Raw genomic sequence first — 19,671 nt, forward strand, 5'->3', positions numbered from 1 at the left:
CAGAATGAATCGCGCCTGCGACGGCGGTCATTTTTGCGCAGTGCAAGTCGGACAGAGTGCGGCATGGTGATTCCATGGTGCGCTCTGGCCGGCGCAGCACTGCGCAAAAATGGCCCCGTCCCGGAGGGTTGCGCCCAAAATCGCGCCAGACTGCGTTGTCAGCCCCAGCCATGGAATCACCATGGCTGGGGCCTCCGCCTTGCCTGACGCGATTTTGGACTGCAACGCAGGTGCGATTCATTCTGTTACAGGCTCTTAGCGCTTCTCGCCTGCCGCCTCCCGCCTCCCGAAAATGGCGCTACCCACCCGCACCAGGGTGGCGCCCTCCTCGATGGCGATCTCGAAGTCGCCCGACATTCCCATCGAAAGGGTATCGAAGTCCGCCAGGTTGACGGCGCCGTCAGCCCGGATGCGCTCGAACAGGGTGCGCAGCCGGCGGAAAGCGAGCCGGGTGTCGTCCGCATCCGCCACAGCCTGCGGAATGGCCATCAGGCCGCGCAGGCGCAGGCGGGGCAGGGCGGCGATGGCGGCGCAAAGTTCCGGCGCCTGCGCGACGGAGCAGCCGGACTTGCTGGCCTCGCCCGAGATGTTCACCTGCACGCACACGTTCAGCGCCGGCAAGCCCTGCGGCCGCTGCGCCGACAGGCGCTCGATGATGCGCAGCCGCTCCACCCCGTGCACCCAGGCGAAGTGGGCGGCGATCTCGCGGGTCTTGTTGCTCTGGATCGGGCCGATGAAATGCCATTCCAGCCCGGCTCCGGCCAGGGCTTCCACCTTGCCCAGGGCCTCCTGCAGGTAATTTTCGCCGAAGCGCCGCTGGCCCGCCGCAGCAGCGGCGGCGATGGCCCCGGCCGGAAAGGTCTTGGAGACGGCAATCAGGCCGACCGCGTCGGGCGCGCGGCCGGCGCGCGCGCAGGCACTTTGCATGCGCTGAAGTACCGTCCGCAGATTGTCGGCTATCTCGTTCATTTGCTTAGTTTATGGACGAACGCTTGCCGTCCGGCGGGTTTGCCGATAAGTTCACTGCATAGGGGATATTGCATCAATTCTACGGGCCTGTCCCAACGGCCCAAACCGGGAGTTCTGGCGTCGTGGATATTGCACAACTGCTGACATTCAGCGTGAAACAGGGCGCGTCCGATTTGCACCTGTCGGCCGGGGTGGAGCCGATGATCCGTGTCGACGGCGACCTCAAGCGCATCAACCTGCCGCCACTGGAGCACAAGCAGGTGCACGACATGATCTACGACATCATGAACGACCGGCAGCGCAAGGCCTACGACGAGTTCTTCGAGACCGACTTCTCGTTCGAAATCCCGGGCCTGGCGCGCTTCCGCGTCAATGCCTTCACCCACGCCCGCGGCTCCGGCGGCGTGTTCCGCACCATTCCGAGCAAGGTGCTGTCGCTGGAAGACCTGAAGGCCCCTTCGATCTTCAAGGACATCGCCGAAACCCCGCGCGGCCTGGTGCTGGTCACCGGCCCCACCGGCTCGGGCAAGTCCACCACCCTGGCGGCGATCATCAACTACATCAACGAAAACGACTTTGGCCATATCCTCACCATCGAGGATCCGATCGAGTTCGTGCACACCTCCAAGAAGTGCCTGATCAACCAGCGCGAGGTGCACCGCGACACTCTTGGCTTCTCCGAGGCCCTGCGCTCGGCCTTGCGCGAGGACCCGGACACCATCCTGGTCGGCGAAATGCGCGATCTGGAAACCATCCGCCTGGCGCTGACCGCCGCGGAGACCGGGCATCTGGTGTTCGGCACCCTGCATACCACCTCGGCTTCCAAGACCATCGACCGCGTGGTCGACGTATTCCCGGCGGCGGAAAAGGACATGGTGCGCGCCATGCTCTCCACCGGCCTGCGCGCGGTCATCGCCCAGACCCTGATGAAGCGCCGCGGCGGCGGCCGTATCGCCGCCCACGAAATCCTCATCGGCACCCCGGCGGTGCGCGCCCTGATCAAGGAAAACAAGATTGCGCAGATGTACTCGACCATCCAGACCAGTGCCAAGGACGGCATGCAGACCCTCGACCAGTGCCTCAAGGACCTGGTCAAGCGCGGCCTGGTGGATGTGAACGAGGCGCGCGGCAAGGCCGAGAACAAGAACGACTTCGCCGCCTACGCTTCAAGCGCCGGCTGAGCCGTTGCGCCCGGCGGGTATAGGCACCAACAAGTACAAGTAGTGGGGAGTGGGGCATGGAACGCGACCAGGCTATAAAGCTGATCCAGCAGCTGCTGACGGTGATGAAGCAGAAAGGCGGATCGGATCTGTTCATCACTGCGGGCTTTCCGCCGGCGATGAAGCTGGATGGGCAGGTGACGCCGGTGATGGACAAGCCGCTCACCGGCGAGAACTCGGCCCTGCTGGTGCGCGCGCTGATGAGCGACCGCCAGATCAAGGAGTTCGAGGCCACCAACGAGTGCAACTTCGCCATCGCCCCGCCGGGCATCGGCCGCTTCCGCGTCAGCGTGTTCGTGCAGATGGCGCAGGTGGGCGCGGTGCTCCGTACCATCACCACCGAAATCCCCACCTTCGAGCAGTTGCAGCTGCCGGAGCAGCTCAAGCAGATCGTCATGTCCAAGCGCGGCCTGGTGCTGCTGGTCGGCGCCACCGGTTCGGGCAAGAGCACCTCGCTGGCGGCCATGCTGGGCTACCGCAACGCCAACTCGCGCGGCCATATCATCACCATCGAGGACCCGGTCGAATACGTGCACCCGCACCTGGGCTGCCTGGTGACGCAGCGCGAAGTCGGGGCCGACACCCTGTCCTGGGAAAACGCCCTGAAGAACACCCTGCGCCAGGCGCCGGACGTGATCCAGATCGGCGAAATCCGTACCCGTGAAACCATGGAATACGCGGTGCAGTTCTCCGAAACCGGCCACCTGGTGCTGTCCACCCTGCACGCCAACAGCGCCAACCAGGCGCTGGACCGCATCATCAACTTCTTCCCCGACGAGAAGCGCGAGCAGGTGCTGATGGACCTGTCGCTGAACCTGCGCGCCATCATCTCGCAGCGCCTGGTGCGCCGCGAGAACGGCGGCCGCGCTGCGGCGATGGAGATCATGATCAACTCGCCGCTGATCTCCGACCTGATCTTCAAGGGCGAAGTGGCCGGCATCAAGGAAGTGATGGGCCGCTCCAACGAGCAGGGCATGTTCACCTTCGACCAGTTCCTGTTCGAGCTGTTCGAGAAGGGCGTCATCGGCTACGAGGAGGCGATCCGCAACGCCGATTCGCAGAACGAGCTGCGCCTGCGCATCAAGCTGGAATCCCGCCGCGCCGCGCAGAACCTGCACGACGACGAGCTGGTGAAGAAGATGCAGATGAAGCCCGAAGAAAAGGAAAGCACGGCGTTCGTCCGCCGTTAAACCGCCATGTTAAAGATCCTGCCGTACCTCAAGCTGGCGGTCGAAAAGAACGCCTCGGACCTTTACTTCACCAGCAACTCCCCGGCGATGCTGCGCATCGAGGGCGAGATGATGGCGGTGGGCAAGAGCGTGCTCACCAGCGAATTCATCAAGGAGCTGGCCTACAGCATCCTCACTCCCGAGCAGCAGGAGTACCTGACCAGGCACCTGGAAATCGACCTGGCCACCCAGGCCGGCGGCCTCGGCCGCTTCCGCGTCAACGTCTTCCACCAGCGCAATACCGTGGCCATGTGCCTGCGCCTGGTGCGCTCGGACATCCCCAAGCTCGAAGACCTGGGCATGCCGGCGACGCTGAAGGACCTGGTCATGCTCAGGCGCGGCATGATCCTGATGGTGGGCGCCACCGGCTCCGGCAAGACCACCACCCTGGCGGCGATGATCGGCCACCGCAACGAGAACGCGGCCGGCCACATCCTCACCATCGAGGATCCGATCGAGTTCGTCCACCCCAACAAGCGCTCCATCATCAACCAGCGCGAAGTGGGCGTGGACACCGAGAGCTACGACCGCGCCCTGGTCTCCTCCCTGCGCGAGGCGCCGGACGTGATCCAGGTGGGCGAGGTGCGCAAGCGCGACACCATGGACGCCGTGATCCAGCTCGCCAACACCGGCCACCTGGCCATCTCCACCCTGCACGCCAACAACGCCTACCAGGCCCTGCAGCGCATCGTGAACCTGTACCCGGACACCCTGCGCGACCAGCTCTACCTGGACCTGTCCCTGACCCTGCGCGCCATCATTTCCCAGCGCCTGGTACGCGGCAAGGACGGGCGCCGGATCGCCGCGGTGGAAGTCATGGTCAATACCCCCTTCATGCAGGATCTGATCCTGAGCCGGCGCATCGACGAGATCCGCCACGCCATGGACCAGTCCTCCGACAAGGGCATGCAGACCTTCGACCAGTCCCTGCTGTCGCTCTACAAGCAGGGGAAAATCGATATGGAAGAAGCGCTTACAAACGCCGATTCGCGCACCAACCTGGAAGCGAAGATCAATTTCGGCGTCTGAGGGCAGGGCTCCCAGGGGCCGGAACAGGCGCCGCTGCGTCCGCTCCACCGCGCCGGTGCCGTCCCGGCTGCGGACAGCCCCAGCGCTCGCCTTGCATCGGCAGCCCAAACTCCTTAAAATCCGCCCTCTTTTTCCCGAAGTCCGACGGCCGCAAGCCCAGGACCGAACAATAACCAGCCCGCGAAGTCGATGTCAGGGCCTACGAGTAGATAATGAAGACCTTTTTTGCCACCAACGAAACCGCCAAGCGCGATTGGGTGGTGCTGGATGCCGAGGGCAAAGTGCTCGGCCGTCTCGCCACCGAAGTCGCCCGTCGCCTGCGCGGCAAGCACAAACCCGAATTCACCCCGCACGCCGATGCCGGTGACTACGTCATCGTCATCAATGCCGCCAAGGTTCGCACCACCGGCAACAAGCTCGAGGGCAAGGTGTACTGGCGCCATACCGGTCACCCGGGCGGCCTCAAGTCCACCACCCTGGGCAAGATGCAGACGGAACATCCCGAGCGCGTCATCGAGAAAGCTGTGAAGGGCATGCTGCCCAAGGGTCCGCTGGGCTATGCGCAGTACCGCAAGCTCAAGGTCTACGCCGGTGCGGAACATCCGCATGAAGCGCAGCAGCCCAAGACCATCTCTCTCTAAGGTTCGAACATGGCTACGCTCAAGCAACCCGCTAACCAGCAATACGGCACCGGCCGCCGCAAGACCGCCGCTGCCCGCGTCTTCATTCGCCCCGGCAAGGGCGCCATCAGCATCAACGGCAAGACCGTTGAAGCCTACTTCGGTCGCGAGACCTCCCGCATGCTGGTCCGCCAGCCGCTGGAAATCGCCGACTCGCTGGAGCGCTTCGACATCAAGATCACCGTCTCCGGCGGCGGTCCGAACGGTCAGGCCGGCGCCATCCGCCACGGCATCACCCGCGCCCTGCTGAAGTACGACGAAGCCCTGCGTCCGCAACTGCGCGCCGCCGGTCTCGTCACCCGCGACGCCCGTGAGGTCGAGCGTAAGAAGGTCGGTCTGCACAAGGCCCGCCGCGCTCCGCAGTACTCGAAGCGTTAAGAAGTTTTCCCGGTCGCGCCCGCTTCACGGCGGGCGCGGTCCGAACTTCACCGAAGTACCGCAGGTCTCAAGTCGCACGGTCTCTACTGGGAGATCGTCTAATGGTAGGACAACAGATTCTGACTCTGTTTATCTAGGTTCGAGTCCTAGTCTCCCAGCCAATAAAAACAAGGACTTATCCGCAAGGGTAAGTCCTTTTTTTTTATTCCCGCTGATTTTTTCCACACTGGCGGCACAATCCAGTGTGGAAAAATCGTCGTGGTTCAAGCCCTGCTGCAAGCAATCAGTCGCGACTATCGTGGGCCAACCCCCTCCCGGCCCGCACCCTGGGGCATTCAATTCCGGGAGCTCTTGTGCGAATGTCTGGCTATACACGCTCAGGTGTTCGCTCAACCGAAGCCGACGCGGTAGAGTAGATGTGCGCACGGAGGTCATTCGGCATTCAAGCGCGGCCTGCTCGAATGGGAGGTAGTGGGTCAGTTTGAAAAAGTATGTCGCCATGCCTGTTAGACTGCCCAGTAGGGAGAATCACAGCCGCCAGCGCGCCGGAATTACGGGGCATCATATGGCCGATTACATCGACCGCAATATTCTATGCCAAGCCTACATTCATATTGACCCGGTCCGCTTGGATGACGATCAAGCGATTCAGCTAAAGAGGCACCTTGAGGCATTCATATCGTCAAGAGGACAATTTTTTCTTTACGAGCAGGTTGCCACCGATGTTGAGTTCAAAGAGGGCTCTTTAAAGGTATATGCCACAATTGCCGGTGCTTTATATATTGCTATTGGTCAGTATGGAAGTTTTCGAGACGGTGTGAATTTTCTTGCGCAAGATACAAAGCGATTGGCCGAATGCGTGGTTTCTGAAAGTTTGTTTTTAAGCAGAAGCAGACACGACAACACCGTAAGAGCCGAAGCCAGGACCGGAGTTGTTGGATCACTCAAGGGTGCTGTAGATAAGCTGGGGCAGATTCGCAGCGAATTGGGCGACGTTCCTTTAAGGAGTTCGATCAATCAAATTGCCGATATTCAGGTAACAATAGAAAAAATTATCGGTAATTTACGAGACAGTAATGATCCGCCATTTGTGGCGGATGGCCTATGTGCAATCGTAGAGGAGATGTTACCGCATAGGCCCCCGCATCGACCTAGCTCAGTAGATAGAGAAGATGTGATCGTTTCTTATAGAAAACAGCGGGCAGAATTGGTTTCTTTCTTGAAAAAGACATCAAACAGAAAGCGCAGCACCTAAGCCACAGCCCCAACCTTCTTTTTGTATGGACCGCGCTTTGTCGGAGCCGGTTTGGCTGCGTCGATGATCCCCACCATATCTTCAAAACTCATAGGCGACTTGGCAATTCCCGCTTCCATCGCCGGGGTGACGCGCAAGGTCTGGCGGATGCGCCCGAAGTTGTAGTGCATGAAGTAGATCGAGATAGCGGCCGCGTGGTTCTCGACTTTCTTGCTGAACGCATTGGTTAGTCGGGTAAACCGGCGCATCCCCATCCGCATGCCGAGGTTGGCCCGCTCCACGTAGCTGGTGCTGATGTGCGCCTCGTCCGGGCATCCGCTGACGGTTCCTTTGATAGTCCCCGTGCATTCGCCGGGACTGTAGCGCCGCGAGGGGTCTTTGGCGTTGAAGGATGAGCCGTAAATCTTTTGGAGCATCGCATAGTCGATATCCCCGAAGAACGCATCATCTACGGCCCGCAGATAAGCCTTATAGCCGTCCGTGGTCAACTGGACCCGGTTGGACAGGCGCTCGCAAACGTCCCTCATAAACACGCGCGCAGTGTCCTTTGAGCGGTCCCCGACCATCCACGACACCATGAGCTTGGTATCAGCATCAATCGCGGTCCACGTCCACACGTCGCCAGCTTCGCCAAGCTCTTTCATTTCGGCCGGGGCGTTCTTGTCCTTGGCGTAGACGAACGCCCAAATTTCATCGCACTGGATGCGTTTGCAGGGAAGGCTGCGGAGCGTACGGTTCTGATAGTCCGAAAAGGCATCGCCAGCCTCAACTAGCAGCTTAACGATGGTGTTCTTGCTAGCGCCGGTCATGCGGCTGATGGAGCGAATGCTCATGCCCTCAACCATCATGCCGATGATCTGCGCACGTTCTTTGGTGCTGAGCTTGTTCATGGCCGCCCCAAAAATTCAACATGATCATTATGCTTGAGTAAAATACTCACGTCAAGCATAATGGTCAATATGAAATTATATACAAGTATCCCTGGTTTACCTCATAATTAGAACATCCAACCGGGGATTATCAAGGTATGGCAAACGACCTTTTACGTTCTTTGCTACCCGCTGATTTCAAGCCTCAGTCTGACGATGATTGGCGTCTTTTAGACGCTGTGGCTCAGGAGATATTTCGTCCTGCTAGGCCCATCGATGAGGACAAATTGTTTTCTGGGCGCATCAATCAGATACGCGACTTGCTCGACGTGATCTATCGGGCCGGCGCTCATGCCATAGTTTTCGGTGAGCGTGGTGTGGGCAAAACTTCTTTGGCAAGAATCATCGACCAAAAGGTGATCGGCTCTAGCACTTTTATCAAGGTACTTCCGTATCAGTGTGGGCGTACGGATGATTTCGTATCAATTTGGGGCAATATCTTTTTCGACTACAAATACGACGGCAAAGATGTGGTCGATATTTTGCGGGAACGCCCGCAGCCGTTCACTGTTTACAAAGTTGCGCAATCCCTTGCTGAAAACACACGACTGTTAATCGTCATAGATGAGTTTGATCAGATCCGTGACGAACAAACAAAAGCCCTCATAGCCGACACAATTAAATACCTGTCGGATCATCCAATAGGCGTCACGGTTGTTGTAGTTGGTGTGGGCAGCTCGATTGAGACTTTATTCGGCAGCCACCCTTCAATAAAAAGATGCTGCCAACAAATACGAATGCAGCGCATGTCTCCTGCCGAACTAAGGCAGATCGTTCAAGGCAGCGTAGCCCAGTTGCATATGACTATCGATGGCAACGCGCTTGAGCAGATGGTGACTTTTTCACATGGCCTGCCCGGTTATATGCACTTGCTCGGTCTGGAAGCTACGCGCGTAGCTTTGCGGGCGCGCACTCAACATATAACCTTCGACCACTTTACCAATGCAGTTCAAGAAGCAGTGGAGCATGCTGATGAATCAACGCAGCGTGACTATCAAAAAGCGATTCAAAGCACAAAACCAGATAATCGCTACCGTCAAGTTTTGCTTGCTTGCGCGCTCGCTAAAAAGAACCGCTTAGGCCAATTTTCGGCTTCTGATGTAAGCGTGAAATATTCCGAAATTATGGAAAAGGAAATGGGCATTGAAAGTTTTGCCCGGCATCTGAATGCGTTTTGCACGGAAGATCGCGGGCCTGTGCTAATTCAGACCGGCAAGCCTAAACGGTATCTGTACCATTTTTGCGATCCGCTGCTTGAACCGCTTGTTTTAATGATCGGAAGGCATAAGAACTAGCTTGGTTCTTTGGCGGCGGACTTTTTTGCCCATCTGGCAGTCGCCGCCTTCTTTGCAATTTCAATCCGGCGCTTAGAGGGTAGCGTCTCTGCCCGCTTCTTGCCCCCTAAAAGACCACCGGCGCGCCCTTTGGCTATGGCGCTAGGGTCCTTGCCATCTTCAGCGCCGTCCTTAACCTGTCCGGTCGCAATATCCCCAATCAGTTTGGCTAGGGAGATAGGATCACGCGGACGCTTGAGACGTTTTTCGGCCATGGATATAGGATGGCACGGCTTGCCGTCTCAAGCTATGGGTTTGAAATTCAAACTGACCCACTACCCGAATGGGAAGTAGCCTCCGAGGTGCTGGCTGCAGGCCGGGCCATGACCCTGCGGGAGCGCTTCAACGCTACTTGGCCGGGATCGGGCAAAAAGGACTCCGAGCGCGATCGCGACGAGCTGGAGAAAAATGCGGCCTGCACCCTCACTGATTTGGAGGCACCGAAGGAGTTTGCGTAGCTACTACGGGAGGATCGTCGGCCGGCCTACAGGAAACACCTGCTTCATCCTGCCGCTGAGGTATAGCGCGAGCGTAGCACCCGCAGTTCCTCGGTCAGTTTGGTATAACGCTGCTCGATAACGGCAACCTTCTCCGCACCTCCCTCAACCGACAATGCCTGCCCCAGGTTTTCGAGGATTTGGCACAGATCGGCGAGATCACGGGCGCCCACCAGCGTAGCGGTCGACTTGATGCTATGCGCATAGATGCCCATCGACTTGGCATTGCCACCGTCCACGGCCTCGCGCAGCTTGTGTAGCACGCGCGGCGCGTCGTCGATGACCGAGCCAATGATTTCGACCATGTCAGCGGTAGTCATGCCCGCCTCGAGATTGTCGATCACGCGCTGATCGAACTCAACGGGCGCTGCGGTTTCCTGCGTTTTAGTCGGGACTTCCGCATTTGCGTCCGGCGAACTCAGGTTGCCAAATGGCACGCAGCGGAGGAGCGCGTCCATCAGCTTTTCGGCTGTTACAGGCTTGCTCAGGTAGTCGTCTACGCCCGCCGCCAAGCAGGTCTGCCGGTCTTCCTCGCTGGCATTCGCGGTTAGCGCGACGATGCGCGGCCGGCGCTCCGGGGGAATCCGCGACTTGATCACGCGCGTCGCCTCCAGACCATCCATATCCGGCATCTGCACGTCCATCAGCACAACGTCGTAAAGCTGGCGCTCGACCGCTGCGACAGCCTCGAGTCCATCGCCGACAAAATCCGGGCTATAGCCGAGTCGCTCCATGATCGCTCTGGCGACCTTCTGGTTTGTAGGATTGTCCTCGGCCACCAGGATGCGAAGGGGATGCTTGCGGCCCATGTCAGGATCGAAATTCGCGGCGGGGCGCGGCGCTATATGTATGCGCGAGTCAGAAAAGAGGTCGACGATTGCATTGTATAAGGCCGATGGCTTGATCGGCTTCATCAGATAACCGGCAATCTTGATGCCCTCGCGCTCGGCCTCCTTCTTTGCGTCCGGGACCGAACTCAGGATGATGATCGGCAACGATCCGTTGCTGAGTTTACTCAGTTCTCGTGCCAGATGAACGCCATTCATTCCTGGCATTTGGTAGTCGAGAACTGCGAGCGCATAAGGGCCGCTTTCGCGAAATCGTGAGAGTGCATCTCCGGGACTGTCGGCGAGCGTCACCTCCATGCCCCAGGATCGCGCATAACCGTCCATGATTCTGCGATTGGTCGCATTGTCGTCCACGACAAAGATACATTTGCCCCGCAGCAGGCCCGGTGCATGCGTGATGCGCGAACGCGGCGGAAGTGTGGCTGGTTCGACAGCGATGCGGAATTCGAACACCGATCCTTTTCCAACTTCGCTACGCACTTCAATGCGGCCACCCATCAATTGCACCAATCTCTGAGAGATCGCAAGCCCGAGGCCGGTGCCGCCGTAGAGGCGGGTGGTGGAGGCGTCGACCTGGCTGAATGCCTGGAACAGACGGTCAATGCCAGCGGCGGGAATGCCGATGCCGGTATCACGCACAGCGAAATGCAGTTCCATGCGGCCAATGTCGAGCGGACGTGCGCCGACCGTGAGTACGACTTCACCCTGGGCGGTGAACTTGATCGCGTTGCTGACCAGGTTCAGCAGCACCTGGCGCAGCCGTACAACATCACCAACGATAGCCTGCGGAACGCCGTCGTCGAGCGAATAAGCCAGATCGATACCTTTCTCTCCGGCCTTGTGCGCGATCAGGTCCAGGGCTTCCTCGATGCAGTCACGCAGATTCAATGGCTGGTGCTCAAGTTCGAGTTTGCTGCTCTCGATCTTGGAGTAGTCCAGAATGTCGTTGATCAGTGTCAGCAGGTGATCGCCACTGTTGCGAATGGTCTCGACGAAATCCCGCTGACGGTCGTCGAGATTGGTGTCGAGCAGCAGGCTGGTCATGCCAATGACGGCATTCATCGGGGTGCGGATCTCGTGGCTCATGTTGGCGAGAAATTCGCTTTTGATGCGATCGGCCTGCGCTGCCAGCCGGGCCGTGCGCTCGGCCAGCCGCGCGTCGAAGATCGAGATAACCAGCGTCGTCACCAGGAACAGGAAGGTCACCAGGCCGATCAGTCCCGCAAGCCAGTTGCTGTGCAGGGCCTGTGGATTGCCGTAGCAGATCGTGTTGGGTGCGAAATTCGCAGCCGCCATGCCAGTGAAGTGCATGCCGACGATCGCGGCGCCCATGATCAGCGCTGCGCCGCCGCGCCGCCAGAATGCGGTCAGCATCGTTTCGCCGCGCAGCTGGAAGCAGATCCACAATGCGGCCAGTGAAGCGCCGATTGCTACCACCAGAGAGGCGGCAAACAGCAGTGGATCGTAGGACGGCCCCGGCCGGACCTGCATCGCGGCCATGCCGACGTAGTGCATGGCCGCGATGCCGGCACCCATCAGGATGGCGGCAAGGCCGAGCCGGCGCCAGCTCAGCTGCGCACGGCTGATGGTGTATAACGCGAACGCCGAAGCGCCAACAGCGATGGCCAGCGATAGCAGGGTGACACCAACCGCGTAGGAAACTCCGATCGGCAGGCTGAATGCAAGCATGCCGATGAAGTGCATGGCCCATATGCCGGCGCCCATCGATACGGCGCCCCCGGCGAGCCAGTACTTGGCGGCCGGACGTCCTCGCGAGGCCGATACCCGTGAAGCAAGGTCCAGAGCGACGTAAGACGCAATGACCGCAACGATGTAAGACAAGGCCACCAGCCAGACATCATAGTTTTTGGGCATGGCGGCGTCTCCGGAAACGTGTGGGGATACTACACCGTGCAGTCTACAATCAGATATGCGGCTCCGGATTTCATGGTCGGGCCTCCGGTAGGGGAAGAGCAGGGAGTCTCCCGCCGGCGTCGCTCGCCACAACCCCACTTTTCAGCTCAGAAACCCTGTTCAGCGGGCCGGAATCTCATTTGTCGTTGTCGCCAATGCGGTGCCGCTGTGGAGGCATGCGCTGACGCAGGATGCGGGAAGCCAGGATGCTGGCGGACGCACGGTCCCGACGTCATTCTGGACCAGCGTGGCGTTGCGGCCGACTAACTTCAACGAACGCGACACGACCCACTATCCCGATACCTGCCACTCGGGCGCCCCTCTGGAAAGCTGACGCGAGGAGGCGGTAGTCCGGGGGCCATAACCTACGACACCTTGCGGCTCGCGGGTCGTGCCGAACAGAGCGAAAAGCAGCGGCTACCCCGGCCGTGTAAGAGCTTCCCTGCCGGATTGACCCAGATCAATCGTCTGCCGGACCAGCACTGGCATCATCGCAACACCTTTGCCGCAGTGTCCGCAGTGGATCTGATGGGCTCCCAAACCGGTTCCGAATCTCCAAGCGAAATGTCGCAGCCGCGCTGGCGGACAGGGAGGCGCCTGTGGGCCGTGGGGCTGTTCGCCGCGGTTGCATTGGTCGCCGCATATGGCTCCTGGTGGGCTGCACGCCGTGAGCCTTCCGGCGCAGAACTGACCCTGCACGGCAATGTCGACCTGCGCCAAGTCGAGCTCCCCTTCAACAACAGCGAGCGTGTCGCCGAGGTGCTGGTCGAGGAAGGTACCCGGGTGACGCGCGGGCAGATACTGGCGCGGCTGGATACCAGCCGCTTGCGGCCACAACTATCGCAGGCCGAGGCGCAGCTGGCGGCGCAACGCGCTGCAGTGCAGCGTCTGCACAATGGCAGCCGGCCGGAGGAAATCGCGCAAGCGCGCGCCAACGTAGTGCTGGCGCACGCGGATGCCGGCAACGCGCAGCAACAGTATCTGCGCCTGCAGAATCTCAGCGACACTTCCGCCGGCCGCGGTATAAGCCGACAGGATTTGGACAACGCCAAGACGGCGCTGGAGGCGGCCCAGGCCCGTCTGGCGATAAACCAGAATGCCCTCAAGCTGCAAGTGATCGGCCCGCGGCAAGAGGACATCGCCCAGGCTGAGGCAGAATTGGGTGCCGACGAGGCGCGGCTGGAGTTGCTGCGCCAGCAGCTGGCCGACGCCAATCTGGTAGCCCCGGTGGACGGCGTGGTGCGCTCGCGCCTCCTCGAAGCCGGCGAAATGGCCAGCCCGCAGCATGCGGCGTTCGCCCTTACCGTCACCGATCCCAAGTGGGTGCGTGCCTACGTCGATGAGGCTGAACTCGGCAAGGTGCGCATGGGCATGCCGGCATCGGTAAACGTCGACGCCTTCCCCGGCCAGAGCTTCGTTGGCTGGGTCGGCTTCGTCTCGCCGGTTTCTGAGTTCACGCCAAAATCGGTGCAGACTGAGGAGTTGCGCACCAGCCTGGTCTACGAAGTGCGCGTTTTCGTCAGGGACCCGCTGGACAAGTTGCCGTTGGGCACTCCGGCCACGGTAACTCTGCCGCTCCCGGTGCCGGCCGCCGCTGCCGCCGCTGGCGCAGTGCGATGAACGGCCAGGCGGCCGCGCCGGCTCTTTGCGCTCGCGGCGTGCACAAGAGCTTCCGCCGCGAGACCGGCGAGACGGTGCAGGCCCTCGACGGCGTGTCGGTGGAAGTTGCCGCGGGTTCGCTTGCCGCCCTGGTCGGACCGGACGGCGCCGGCAAGACCACATTGATCCGCCTCGCGACCGGCTTGCTTAGAGCCGATGCCGGCGAACTGAGCGTGCTGGGCATCGACGCGGCTGCGCGGCCACAGGAGGTACAGAATCGCGTCGGTTACATGCCGCAGCGTTTCGGCCTGTATGAAGACCTGAGCGTAGGCGAAAACCTCGATCTGTACGCGGAACTGCACGGCGTCGGCGCCGAAGGGCATGCGCAGCGCTACCCGCAGCTGATGCAGATGACCGGTTTGGGCCCGTTCACGCGGCGCCTGGCCGGGCAGCTGTCGGGCGGCATGCGGCAGAAGCTAGGTCTGGCCTGCACGCTGGTGTGCTCGCCGCAGCTGCTGCTTCTGGATGAGCCCACTGTCGGTGTTGACCCGCTGTCGCGGCGCGAGCTTTGGGAGATCATCGACCACCTGGTCGAGCGCGAGGGCCTGACCGTTCTGTTGAGTACGTCCTACCTGCATGAGGCCGAGCGCTGCCATCAGGCCATCGTCCTGAACCAGGGCCGGGTGCTGGTGCAGGGAGCGCCGCGGCTGGTCACCGACCGGGCCGCCGGCCGCAGCTTCCTGGCGGTGCCTCCTTCCGGTCAGAACCCGCGCGACTTTCAGGCCAAGCTGCTGGACGGGCCGGGCATCGTCGATGCCGTGCCGCAGGGCAGCCGCGTGCGCGTCGTATGCGATGCGAGCGAAGACGCGGCATCGCCGCTGGACGGCGCAGCCCTCATACCTGTGCCGCCGCGTTTCGAGGATGGCTTCATGACGTTGCTGCGCCAGGTCGCGGGCGGCGGTGGCGCGGCGCCGATTTCGCTGGGTCGCCCGCTGCAGCGCCACGGAGGCGACGCAGTGGTGCGGGTGCGCGACCTGGTGCGCACTTTCGGCCGTTTCACCGCGGTGGATCATGTCAGCTTCGAGGTGCGACGTGGCGAGATATTCGGCCTGCTCGGCCCCAACGGCGCCGGCAAGACCACCACCTTCCGCATGCTGTGCGGCCTGCTGCCGGCCAGCGGCGGCTCGCTCGAAGTGGCGGGCAGCGACTTGCGCTCCGCCCGCGCCGCCGGGCGGCAGCATATCGGCTACGTGGCGCAGAAGTTCTCGCTGTATGGGCAACTGTCGGTCAGGGAAAACCTGTCGTTCTTCGCCAGCGCGTACGGTCTGCATGGCGCGCTGCGCCGCGAGCGCATCGCCTGGGCCATGGAGCAGTTCGGACTGCAGCCGATGGAGCGGTTGCCCAGCTGCCAGCTTCCGGGCGGTTACAAGCAGCGTCTGGCGATGGCGGCGGCCCTGCTGCACGAGCCGGAACTGTTGTTTCTCGACGAGCCGACCAGCGGCGCCGATCCGCTGGCGCGGCGCGGCTTCTGGCGGCGCATCAACGCCCTGGCCGGACAGGGGGTGACGGTGATCGTCACCACCCACTTCATGGAAGAAGCCGAGTACTGCGACCGCATCGTTATCCTCGACTCCGGCTTGCTGCTGGCACAGGGCACGCCGGACGAAGTGCGCGGCCATGCCATCGGGGCGGGCAGGGAGCCGACCATGGAAGAGGCGTTCATCGCCGTGGTCGAGCGCACCCGTGGCCGGGACGGCGCCGGGCCGCAGGCGTGAAACGCTCGATCGCATTCAGCCTCCGGTTTACCGCCAAGCTGCGCCGCGTGCGCGCGCTAGTATGGAAGGAGGTCCACCAGATCGTGCGCGATCCGAGCACCATCGCCATCGGTGTGGTGCTGCCGGTGATCCTGATCGTCCTGTTCGGCTACGCCCTGTCGCTGGACGTCAAGCACGCGCCGCTGGCGGTGGTACTGGAGGACCGCTCGCCGGCCGCCACCGCGCTGGCCTCGGGATTCGAGCTTTCGCCGTACTTCCGGGTGCGCATCATGCGCTCGATGGCGCAGGCGCAGGAATTGATGCTGCAGCGCGAAGTGGACGGCGTGGTGCGCGTCCGCGAGGACTTCGCCCGCCGCCTCGGCCAGGGCGGGGCCGAAGTGCAGATCCTGGTGCACGGCGGTGATGCCAATCGCGCCCGCATCATCATCGGCTACGTCCGCGGCGCGGTGGCGCAGTGGGCGGTGCGCCGTGGCGCCGAGGGCCGCAGCGCCGAAGCCGGCCCGGTGGTGGTGGTCGACCGCCTGTGGTTCAACGAAGCCAACGATAGCCATTACTTCCTTGTCCCGGGGCTGATTGTGCTGATCATGACGCTGATCGGCGCCTTCCTCACCAGCCTGGTCATAGCGCGCGAATGGGAACGCGGCACACTGGAGGCACTGTTCGTCACACCGGTGCGGGTGGACGAGATTTTGCTGGGCAAAACCATTCCGTACTTCGTGCTGGGACTGATCGGCCTGGCACTGTGCATCGTCTCGGCCAAGTATGTGTTCCTGGTGCCGTTGCGCGGATCGGCCTGGGTGCTGGCCGCCGTCTCGATGCTGTACCTGCTGGTGGCCCTGGCCTTGGGCTTGTACATCTCGTCGGCGGTGAAGAGCCAGTTCGTCGCCAGCCAGATCACCCTGCTGGTCACCTTCATGCCGGCGATGCTGCTGTCGGGCTTCCTATTCGACCTGCGCAGCATGCCGGCCCCGGTGCGGTTGATCAGCTACATGCTGCCGGCGCGCTACTACGTCGCGCTGCTGCAGACCATCTTCCTGGCGGGTGACGTATGGAGCGTGATCCTGCCCAACGCGGCGATCCTCGCCGGCATGGCGGCGCTGCTGTCGCTGCTCGGCTGGCGCGTCACGCACAAGCAACTGGCCTGAGGCGATCATGCTCGAATCGCTCCGCCGCATTCTGGCGCTTATCCGCAAGGAGCTATTGGCCACGCTCAAGGACCCGCGCGGCCGCTTCGTTCTGTTCGCCCCGCCGGTGATCCAGTGCGTGATCTTCGGCTACGTCGCCAGCTACGACCTCAACGACGTGCCCTACGCCGTGATCGACCGCGACCGCGGCGGCGCCTCGCACGAGATCCTCGCTCGGCTTGACGGCACCGGCGTGTTCCATCGCGTCGCCAACCTGACGGACGAGGGCGAACTCAAGGCATACATCGACGACCGGCGCGCCTTGCTGGTGCTGGTGATCGGCCCCGATTTCGAGCGCGAGATCCAGTCCGGCCGTAGCGCCGCGCTGCAGGTGGTGGCTGACGGCCGCAACTCCAATACCGCCGGCACCGCGCTGGGCTACGTCGGAGCGGTGGTGGAGGACTTCAACGCCGACTGGCGCACCGCCCACGGAGCTGCGCAGGCACCGTTGAGCCTTATCGACCGCGTCTGGTACAACCCGAACCTGGAGACGCGCTGGAACTTCATTCCCTCGCTGGTCGGCACGTTGACCATGCTGCAAACCTTGCTGCTCACCACCCTGTCGATAGCGCGTGAACGCGAGCAGGGCACCTTCGACCAGCTGCTGGTGACGCCGTTCCGGCCCGGCGAGATCATGGTCGGCATGGCGGTGCCCTCGGTGCTGATCGGCGCCGGCCAGGCCACCACCATCCTGCTGGTGGCGCAGCTGTGGTTCCGCATCCCCTTTGCCGGGAGCTACCTTACGCTTTACTCCGGTCTGCTCCTGTTCCTGTTGGCCGCTGTGGGCATCGGCCTGCTGCTGTCCTCGATCGCCGCCACCATGCAGCAGGCGACGCTGTACACCTTCGTGCTGATGATGCCATTCATGCTGCTGTCCGGCCTGACCACGCCCATCGCCAATATGCCCGTGGCGGTGCAATACTTCACCCGCATCAATCCGCTGCGCTACGCCATCGACATCGCCCAGCGCGTCTACCTGGAAGGCGTGGGCTTTGGCCGGCTCGGCGCGGATCTGTGGCCGCTGGCGGCGCTGGCGCTGGTCACGCTGCCGCTCGCCGCCTGGACCTTTCGCCGGAGGCTGACGTGAGGGCGCAGCGCCTGTCGCCGCTGCTGGTGCTGGCCTTCGTCGGCGCCTGCACGGTGGGCCCCGACTATCGGCCGCCGCAGCCTCAGGTGCCGGCACAGTGGACGCAGCGAGGCAGCACGCTCACCAGCGAGCCGGCCGACCTGGGCGCCTGGTGGAAGACGTTCCACGACCCGCAATTGAACTCGCTGGTAAGCCGCGCGGCGGCTTCCAACCTGGAGCTGCGCGCCGCCGCGCTGCGCATCGCGCAGGCGCGCGCGCAGCGCGACATCGCGGCGTCAGGCGCCTGGCCCAGCCTGAACGCGAGCGGCGCCTACGCGCGCACGCGGATCAGCGAGCGCACCGCGACCACTTCATTGCTGGGTCTCGGTCAGTCCACCGGCGCTTCGCCTTCCGGCGGCGTCAGCGGGTCCATCCCCGGTCTGACCAATCCATTCGATCAGTTCCAGTATGGCTTCGACGCCGCCTGGGAAGCGGACCTGTTCGGTCGCGTAAGCCGCTCGGTCGAGGCCGCCGATGCTGGTGTGCAGGCGAGCGTCGAGGAACGTCACGACGCCTTCGTGTCGCTCGCCGGCGAAGTGGCGCGGGCCTACATCGAATTGCGCAGCGCGCAGCGGGAGCAGGTCATCGCCCGCGACAGCCTGCAGACGCAGCGCGGCATCCTGGAGTTGGCGCAGCAGCGGCGCAACTCTGGTGTGGGCGACGATCTGGACGTAGCCAACGCCGCGGCGGTGGTGGCCGGTACCCAGGCGCAGCTGCCGTTGTACCAGCGCCGAATCACCCAGGCGGTCAACCAGCTCAGCCTGCTGCTGGCGCAGCAGCCGGGTGCGCTAAGCGAGGAACTGGAAGCCGCGCAGGCGGTGCCGCCGGTGCCCCCCCGGATGCCGGCGGGTCTGCCTGCGGATCTGGTGCGGCGCCGCCCGGATATCCGCGCCGCCGAAGCGAGGCTGCATGCCGCCACCGCCCAGGTGGGGGTCGCCACCGCGGACTTCTTCCCCGATCTCACCCTGCACCTGGGACTGGGCCTGCAGGCCGAGCGGCTCAAGGACCTCACCGACTGGGCCAGCCATTTCATGAGCCTCGGCCCCAGCCTCGAGTTGCCGGTATTCGATGGCGGGCGGCGGCGCGCCACAGTGCGGCTGCAGGGCCTGCGCGCGCAAGAGGCCGCCGTCGGCTATGCCGGTGCCGTGCTTGACGCCCTGCACGAAGTGGACAACGCCGCCGCGGCGTGCAATGCCGAACAGGAGCGGCAGGCCGCGCTGGCCGCCGCCGTATCGCAGGAGCAAACCGCCCTTCAGCTGGCACAGCAGCGCTACCGAAGCGGCATTGCCGGCTTCATCGAAGTGCTCGACGCGGAGCGCAGCCAGCAGCAGGCACAGCTGGAACAGGCCGACAGCGCGGCGGCTACCGCCGCCAGCTTTGTCGCGTTGTACAAAGCTTTGGGGGGAGGCTGGGAAGAGACGGACATGGAGGCCCGACGGGACCTGGAGTAGGGCGGCGCAGCATAACGGAACACCGCTGTTGCCATTCGTGCTGGATTGATCGGGCTGCTCACGCACACACTTTGCCTGTTGGACTCCGGAGCCCGGCGATTCAAGGCATCCGTCGGCTCTTCTGTATGTTTGTGACCTCCTGTCCGAGAGCATTGCGGTTGCCTCGTGGTGGCAGGGAGATCACTGCAATGGTTCGCACAATGCGGACCGCGACGCCCAATCCCGGCATCGAGCGGACGTCCCAAAGGCCGCTT

General features: G+C 62.5%; 17 protein-coding genes and 1 tRNA gene. 14 read left to right on the top strand and 4 right to left on the bottom strand.

Going from position 1 to position 19,671, the window contains the following annotated elements:
* Window positions 1–255 precede the first annotated feature (255 nt).
* Window positions 256–969: a YggS family pyridoxal phosphate-dependent enzyme gene (locus tag BP26_RS0108760; RefSeq protein WP_029920200.1), complete on the bottom strand. Its 714-nt coding sequence runs from the start codon at window positions 967–969 to the stop codon at window positions 256–258.
* A 122-nt stretch (window positions 970–1,091) separates the two neighbouring features.
* On the opposite strand from BP26_RS0108760, the gene BP26_RS0108765 reads away from it, so the two are divergent.
* The 7 genes from BP26_RS0108765 to BP26_RS29355 all read left to right on the top strand — a co-directional run bounded on the left by BP26_RS0108765 (window position 1,092) and on the right by BP26_RS29355 (window position 6,760).
* Window positions 1,092–2,150: a type IV pilus twitching motility protein PilT gene (locus BP26_RS0108765; protein WP_029920201.1), complete on the top strand. Its 1,059-nt coding sequence runs from the start codon at window positions 1,092–1,094 to the stop codon at window positions 2,148–2,150.
* 56 nt (window positions 2,151–2,206) lie between these two features.
* Window positions 2,207–3,379 (top strand): PilT/PilU family type 4a pilus ATPase, encoded by a 1,173-nt coding sequence (locus BP26_RS0108770; RefSeq protein ID WP_029920202.1) that lies wholly within the window; start codon window positions 2,207–2,209, stop codon window positions 3,377–3,379.
* Window positions 3,380–3,385: 6 nt separating this feature from the next.
* Window positions 3,386–4,447, top strand: a complete 1,062-nt coding sequence (locus BP26_RS0108775) for a PilT/PilU family type 4a pilus ATPase (protein WP_029920203.1) — start codon at window positions 3,386–3,388, stop codon at window positions 4,445–4,447.
* A 212-nt stretch (window positions 4,448–4,659) separates the two neighbouring features.
* Window positions 4,660–5,088, top strand: a complete 429-nt coding sequence (gene rplM, locus BP26_RS0108780) for a 50S ribosomal protein L13 (protein ID WP_029920204.1) — start codon at window positions 4,660–4,662, stop codon at window positions 5,086–5,088.
* A gap of 9 nt (window positions 5,089–5,097) precedes the next feature.
* On the top strand, window positions 5,098–5,505 hold the full coding sequence (rpsI, locus tag BP26_RS0108785) for a 30S ribosomal protein S9 (protein WP_029920205.1): 408 nt from the start codon (window positions 5,098–5,100) through the stop codon (window positions 5,503–5,505).
* A gap of 87 nt (window positions 5,506–5,592) precedes the next feature.
* Window positions 5,593–5,666: transfer RNA gene (locus BP26_RS0108790), tRNA-Gln, on the top strand.
* A gap of 404 nt (window positions 5,667–6,070) precedes the next feature.
* Window positions 6,071–6,760 (top strand): hypothetical protein, encoded by a 690-nt coding sequence (locus BP26_RS29355; RefSeq protein ID WP_157572431.1) that lies wholly within the window; start codon window positions 6,071–6,073, stop codon window positions 6,758–6,760.
* On the opposite strand, the gene BP26_RS0108795 is transcribed toward BP26_RS29355, so the two are convergent.
* Window positions 6,757–7,650: a DDE-type integrase/transposase/recombinase gene (locus BP26_RS0108795; protein WP_029920206.1), complete on the bottom strand. Its 894-nt coding sequence runs from the start codon at window positions 7,648–7,650 to the stop codon at window positions 6,757–6,759. The two genes, BP26_RS29355 and BP26_RS0108795, sit on opposite strands and share 4 nt — an antisense overlap.
* Before the next feature lie 137 nt (window positions 7,651–7,787).
* Between BP26_RS0108795 and BP26_RS0108800 the strand changes: the two genes are divergently transcribed.
* Complete coding sequence (locus BP26_RS0108800) at window positions 7,788–8,984, top strand: ATP-binding protein (protein ID WP_084182929.1); 1,197 nt, start codon at window positions 7,788–7,790, stop codon at window positions 8,982–8,984.
* On the opposite strand, the gene BP26_RS28385 is transcribed toward BP26_RS0108800, so the two are convergent.
* Window positions 8,981–9,238: a hypothetical protein gene (locus tag BP26_RS28385; RefSeq protein ID WP_084182930.1), complete on the bottom strand. Its 258-nt coding sequence runs from the start codon at window positions 9,236–9,238 to the stop codon at window positions 8,981–8,983. The genes BP26_RS0108800 and BP26_RS28385 overlap by 4 nt on opposite strands.
* 9 nt (window positions 9,239–9,247) lie before the next feature.
* Here BP26_RS28385 and BP26_RS0108805 point away from each other — a divergent pair, with 9 nt between their 5' ends.
* Window positions 9,248–9,481, top strand: coding sequence for a hypothetical protein (locus BP26_RS0108805; RefSeq protein ID WP_029920208.1), 234 nt, complete (start codon window positions 9,248–9,250; stop codon window positions 9,479–9,481).
* A 44-nt stretch (window positions 9,482–9,525) separates the two neighbouring features.
* Here the strand turns inward: BP26_RS0108805 and BP26_RS27485 are convergent, their stop codons facing one another.
* Window positions 9,526–12,243, bottom strand: coding sequence for an MHYT domain-containing protein (locus tag BP26_RS27485; RefSeq protein WP_051748694.1), 2,718 nt, complete (start codon window positions 12,241–12,243; stop codon window positions 9,526–9,528).
* 603 nt (window positions 12,244–12,846) lie between these two features.
* Here BP26_RS27485 and BP26_RS0108815 point away from each other — a divergent pair.
* The 5 genes from BP26_RS0108815 to BP26_RS0108835 are packed head-to-tail and all read left to right on the top strand — an operon-like array spanning window position 12,847 to window position 19,417.
* Complete coding sequence (locus BP26_RS0108815) at window positions 12,847–13,902, top strand: HlyD family secretion protein (RefSeq protein WP_051748735.1); 1,056 nt, start codon at window positions 12,847–12,849, stop codon at window positions 13,900–13,902.
* Complete coding sequence (locus tag BP26_RS0108820; RefSeq protein WP_029920211.1) at window positions 13,899–15,656, top strand: ATP-binding cassette domain-containing protein; 1,758 nt, start codon at window positions 13,899–13,901, stop codon at window positions 15,654–15,656. Before BP26_RS0108815 ends, BP26_RS0108820 begins: the two co-directional genes overlap by 4 nt.
* The gene (locus BP26_RS29360) at window positions 15,653–16,801 is read left to right on the top strand and encodes an ABC transporter permease (protein WP_245611759.1); all 1,149 of its coding nucleotides are present in this window, start codon (window positions 15,653–15,655) and stop codon (window positions 16,799–16,801) included. The genes BP26_RS0108820 and BP26_RS29360 overlap by 4 nt, the downstream gene beginning before the upstream one ends.
* 7 nt (window positions 16,802–16,808) lie before the next feature.
* Window positions 16,809–17,927, top strand: coding sequence for an ABC transporter permease (locus tag BP26_RS0108830; protein WP_029920213.1), 1,119 nt, complete (start codon window positions 16,809–16,811; stop codon window positions 17,925–17,927).
* Window positions 17,924–19,417, top strand: a complete 1,494-nt coding sequence (locus BP26_RS0108835; RefSeq protein WP_036516389.1) for an efflux transporter outer membrane subunit — start codon at window positions 17,924–17,926, stop codon at window positions 19,415–19,417. Before BP26_RS0108830 ends, BP26_RS0108835 begins: the two co-directional genes overlap by 4 nt.
* Window positions 19,418–19,671: the final 254 nt, after the last annotated feature.

The sequence above is a fragment of the Nevskia soli DSM 19509 genome, assembly GCF_000711955.1.
GTDB lineage: Bacteria > Pseudomonadota > Gammaproteobacteria > Nevskiales > Nevskiaceae > Nevskia > Nevskia soli.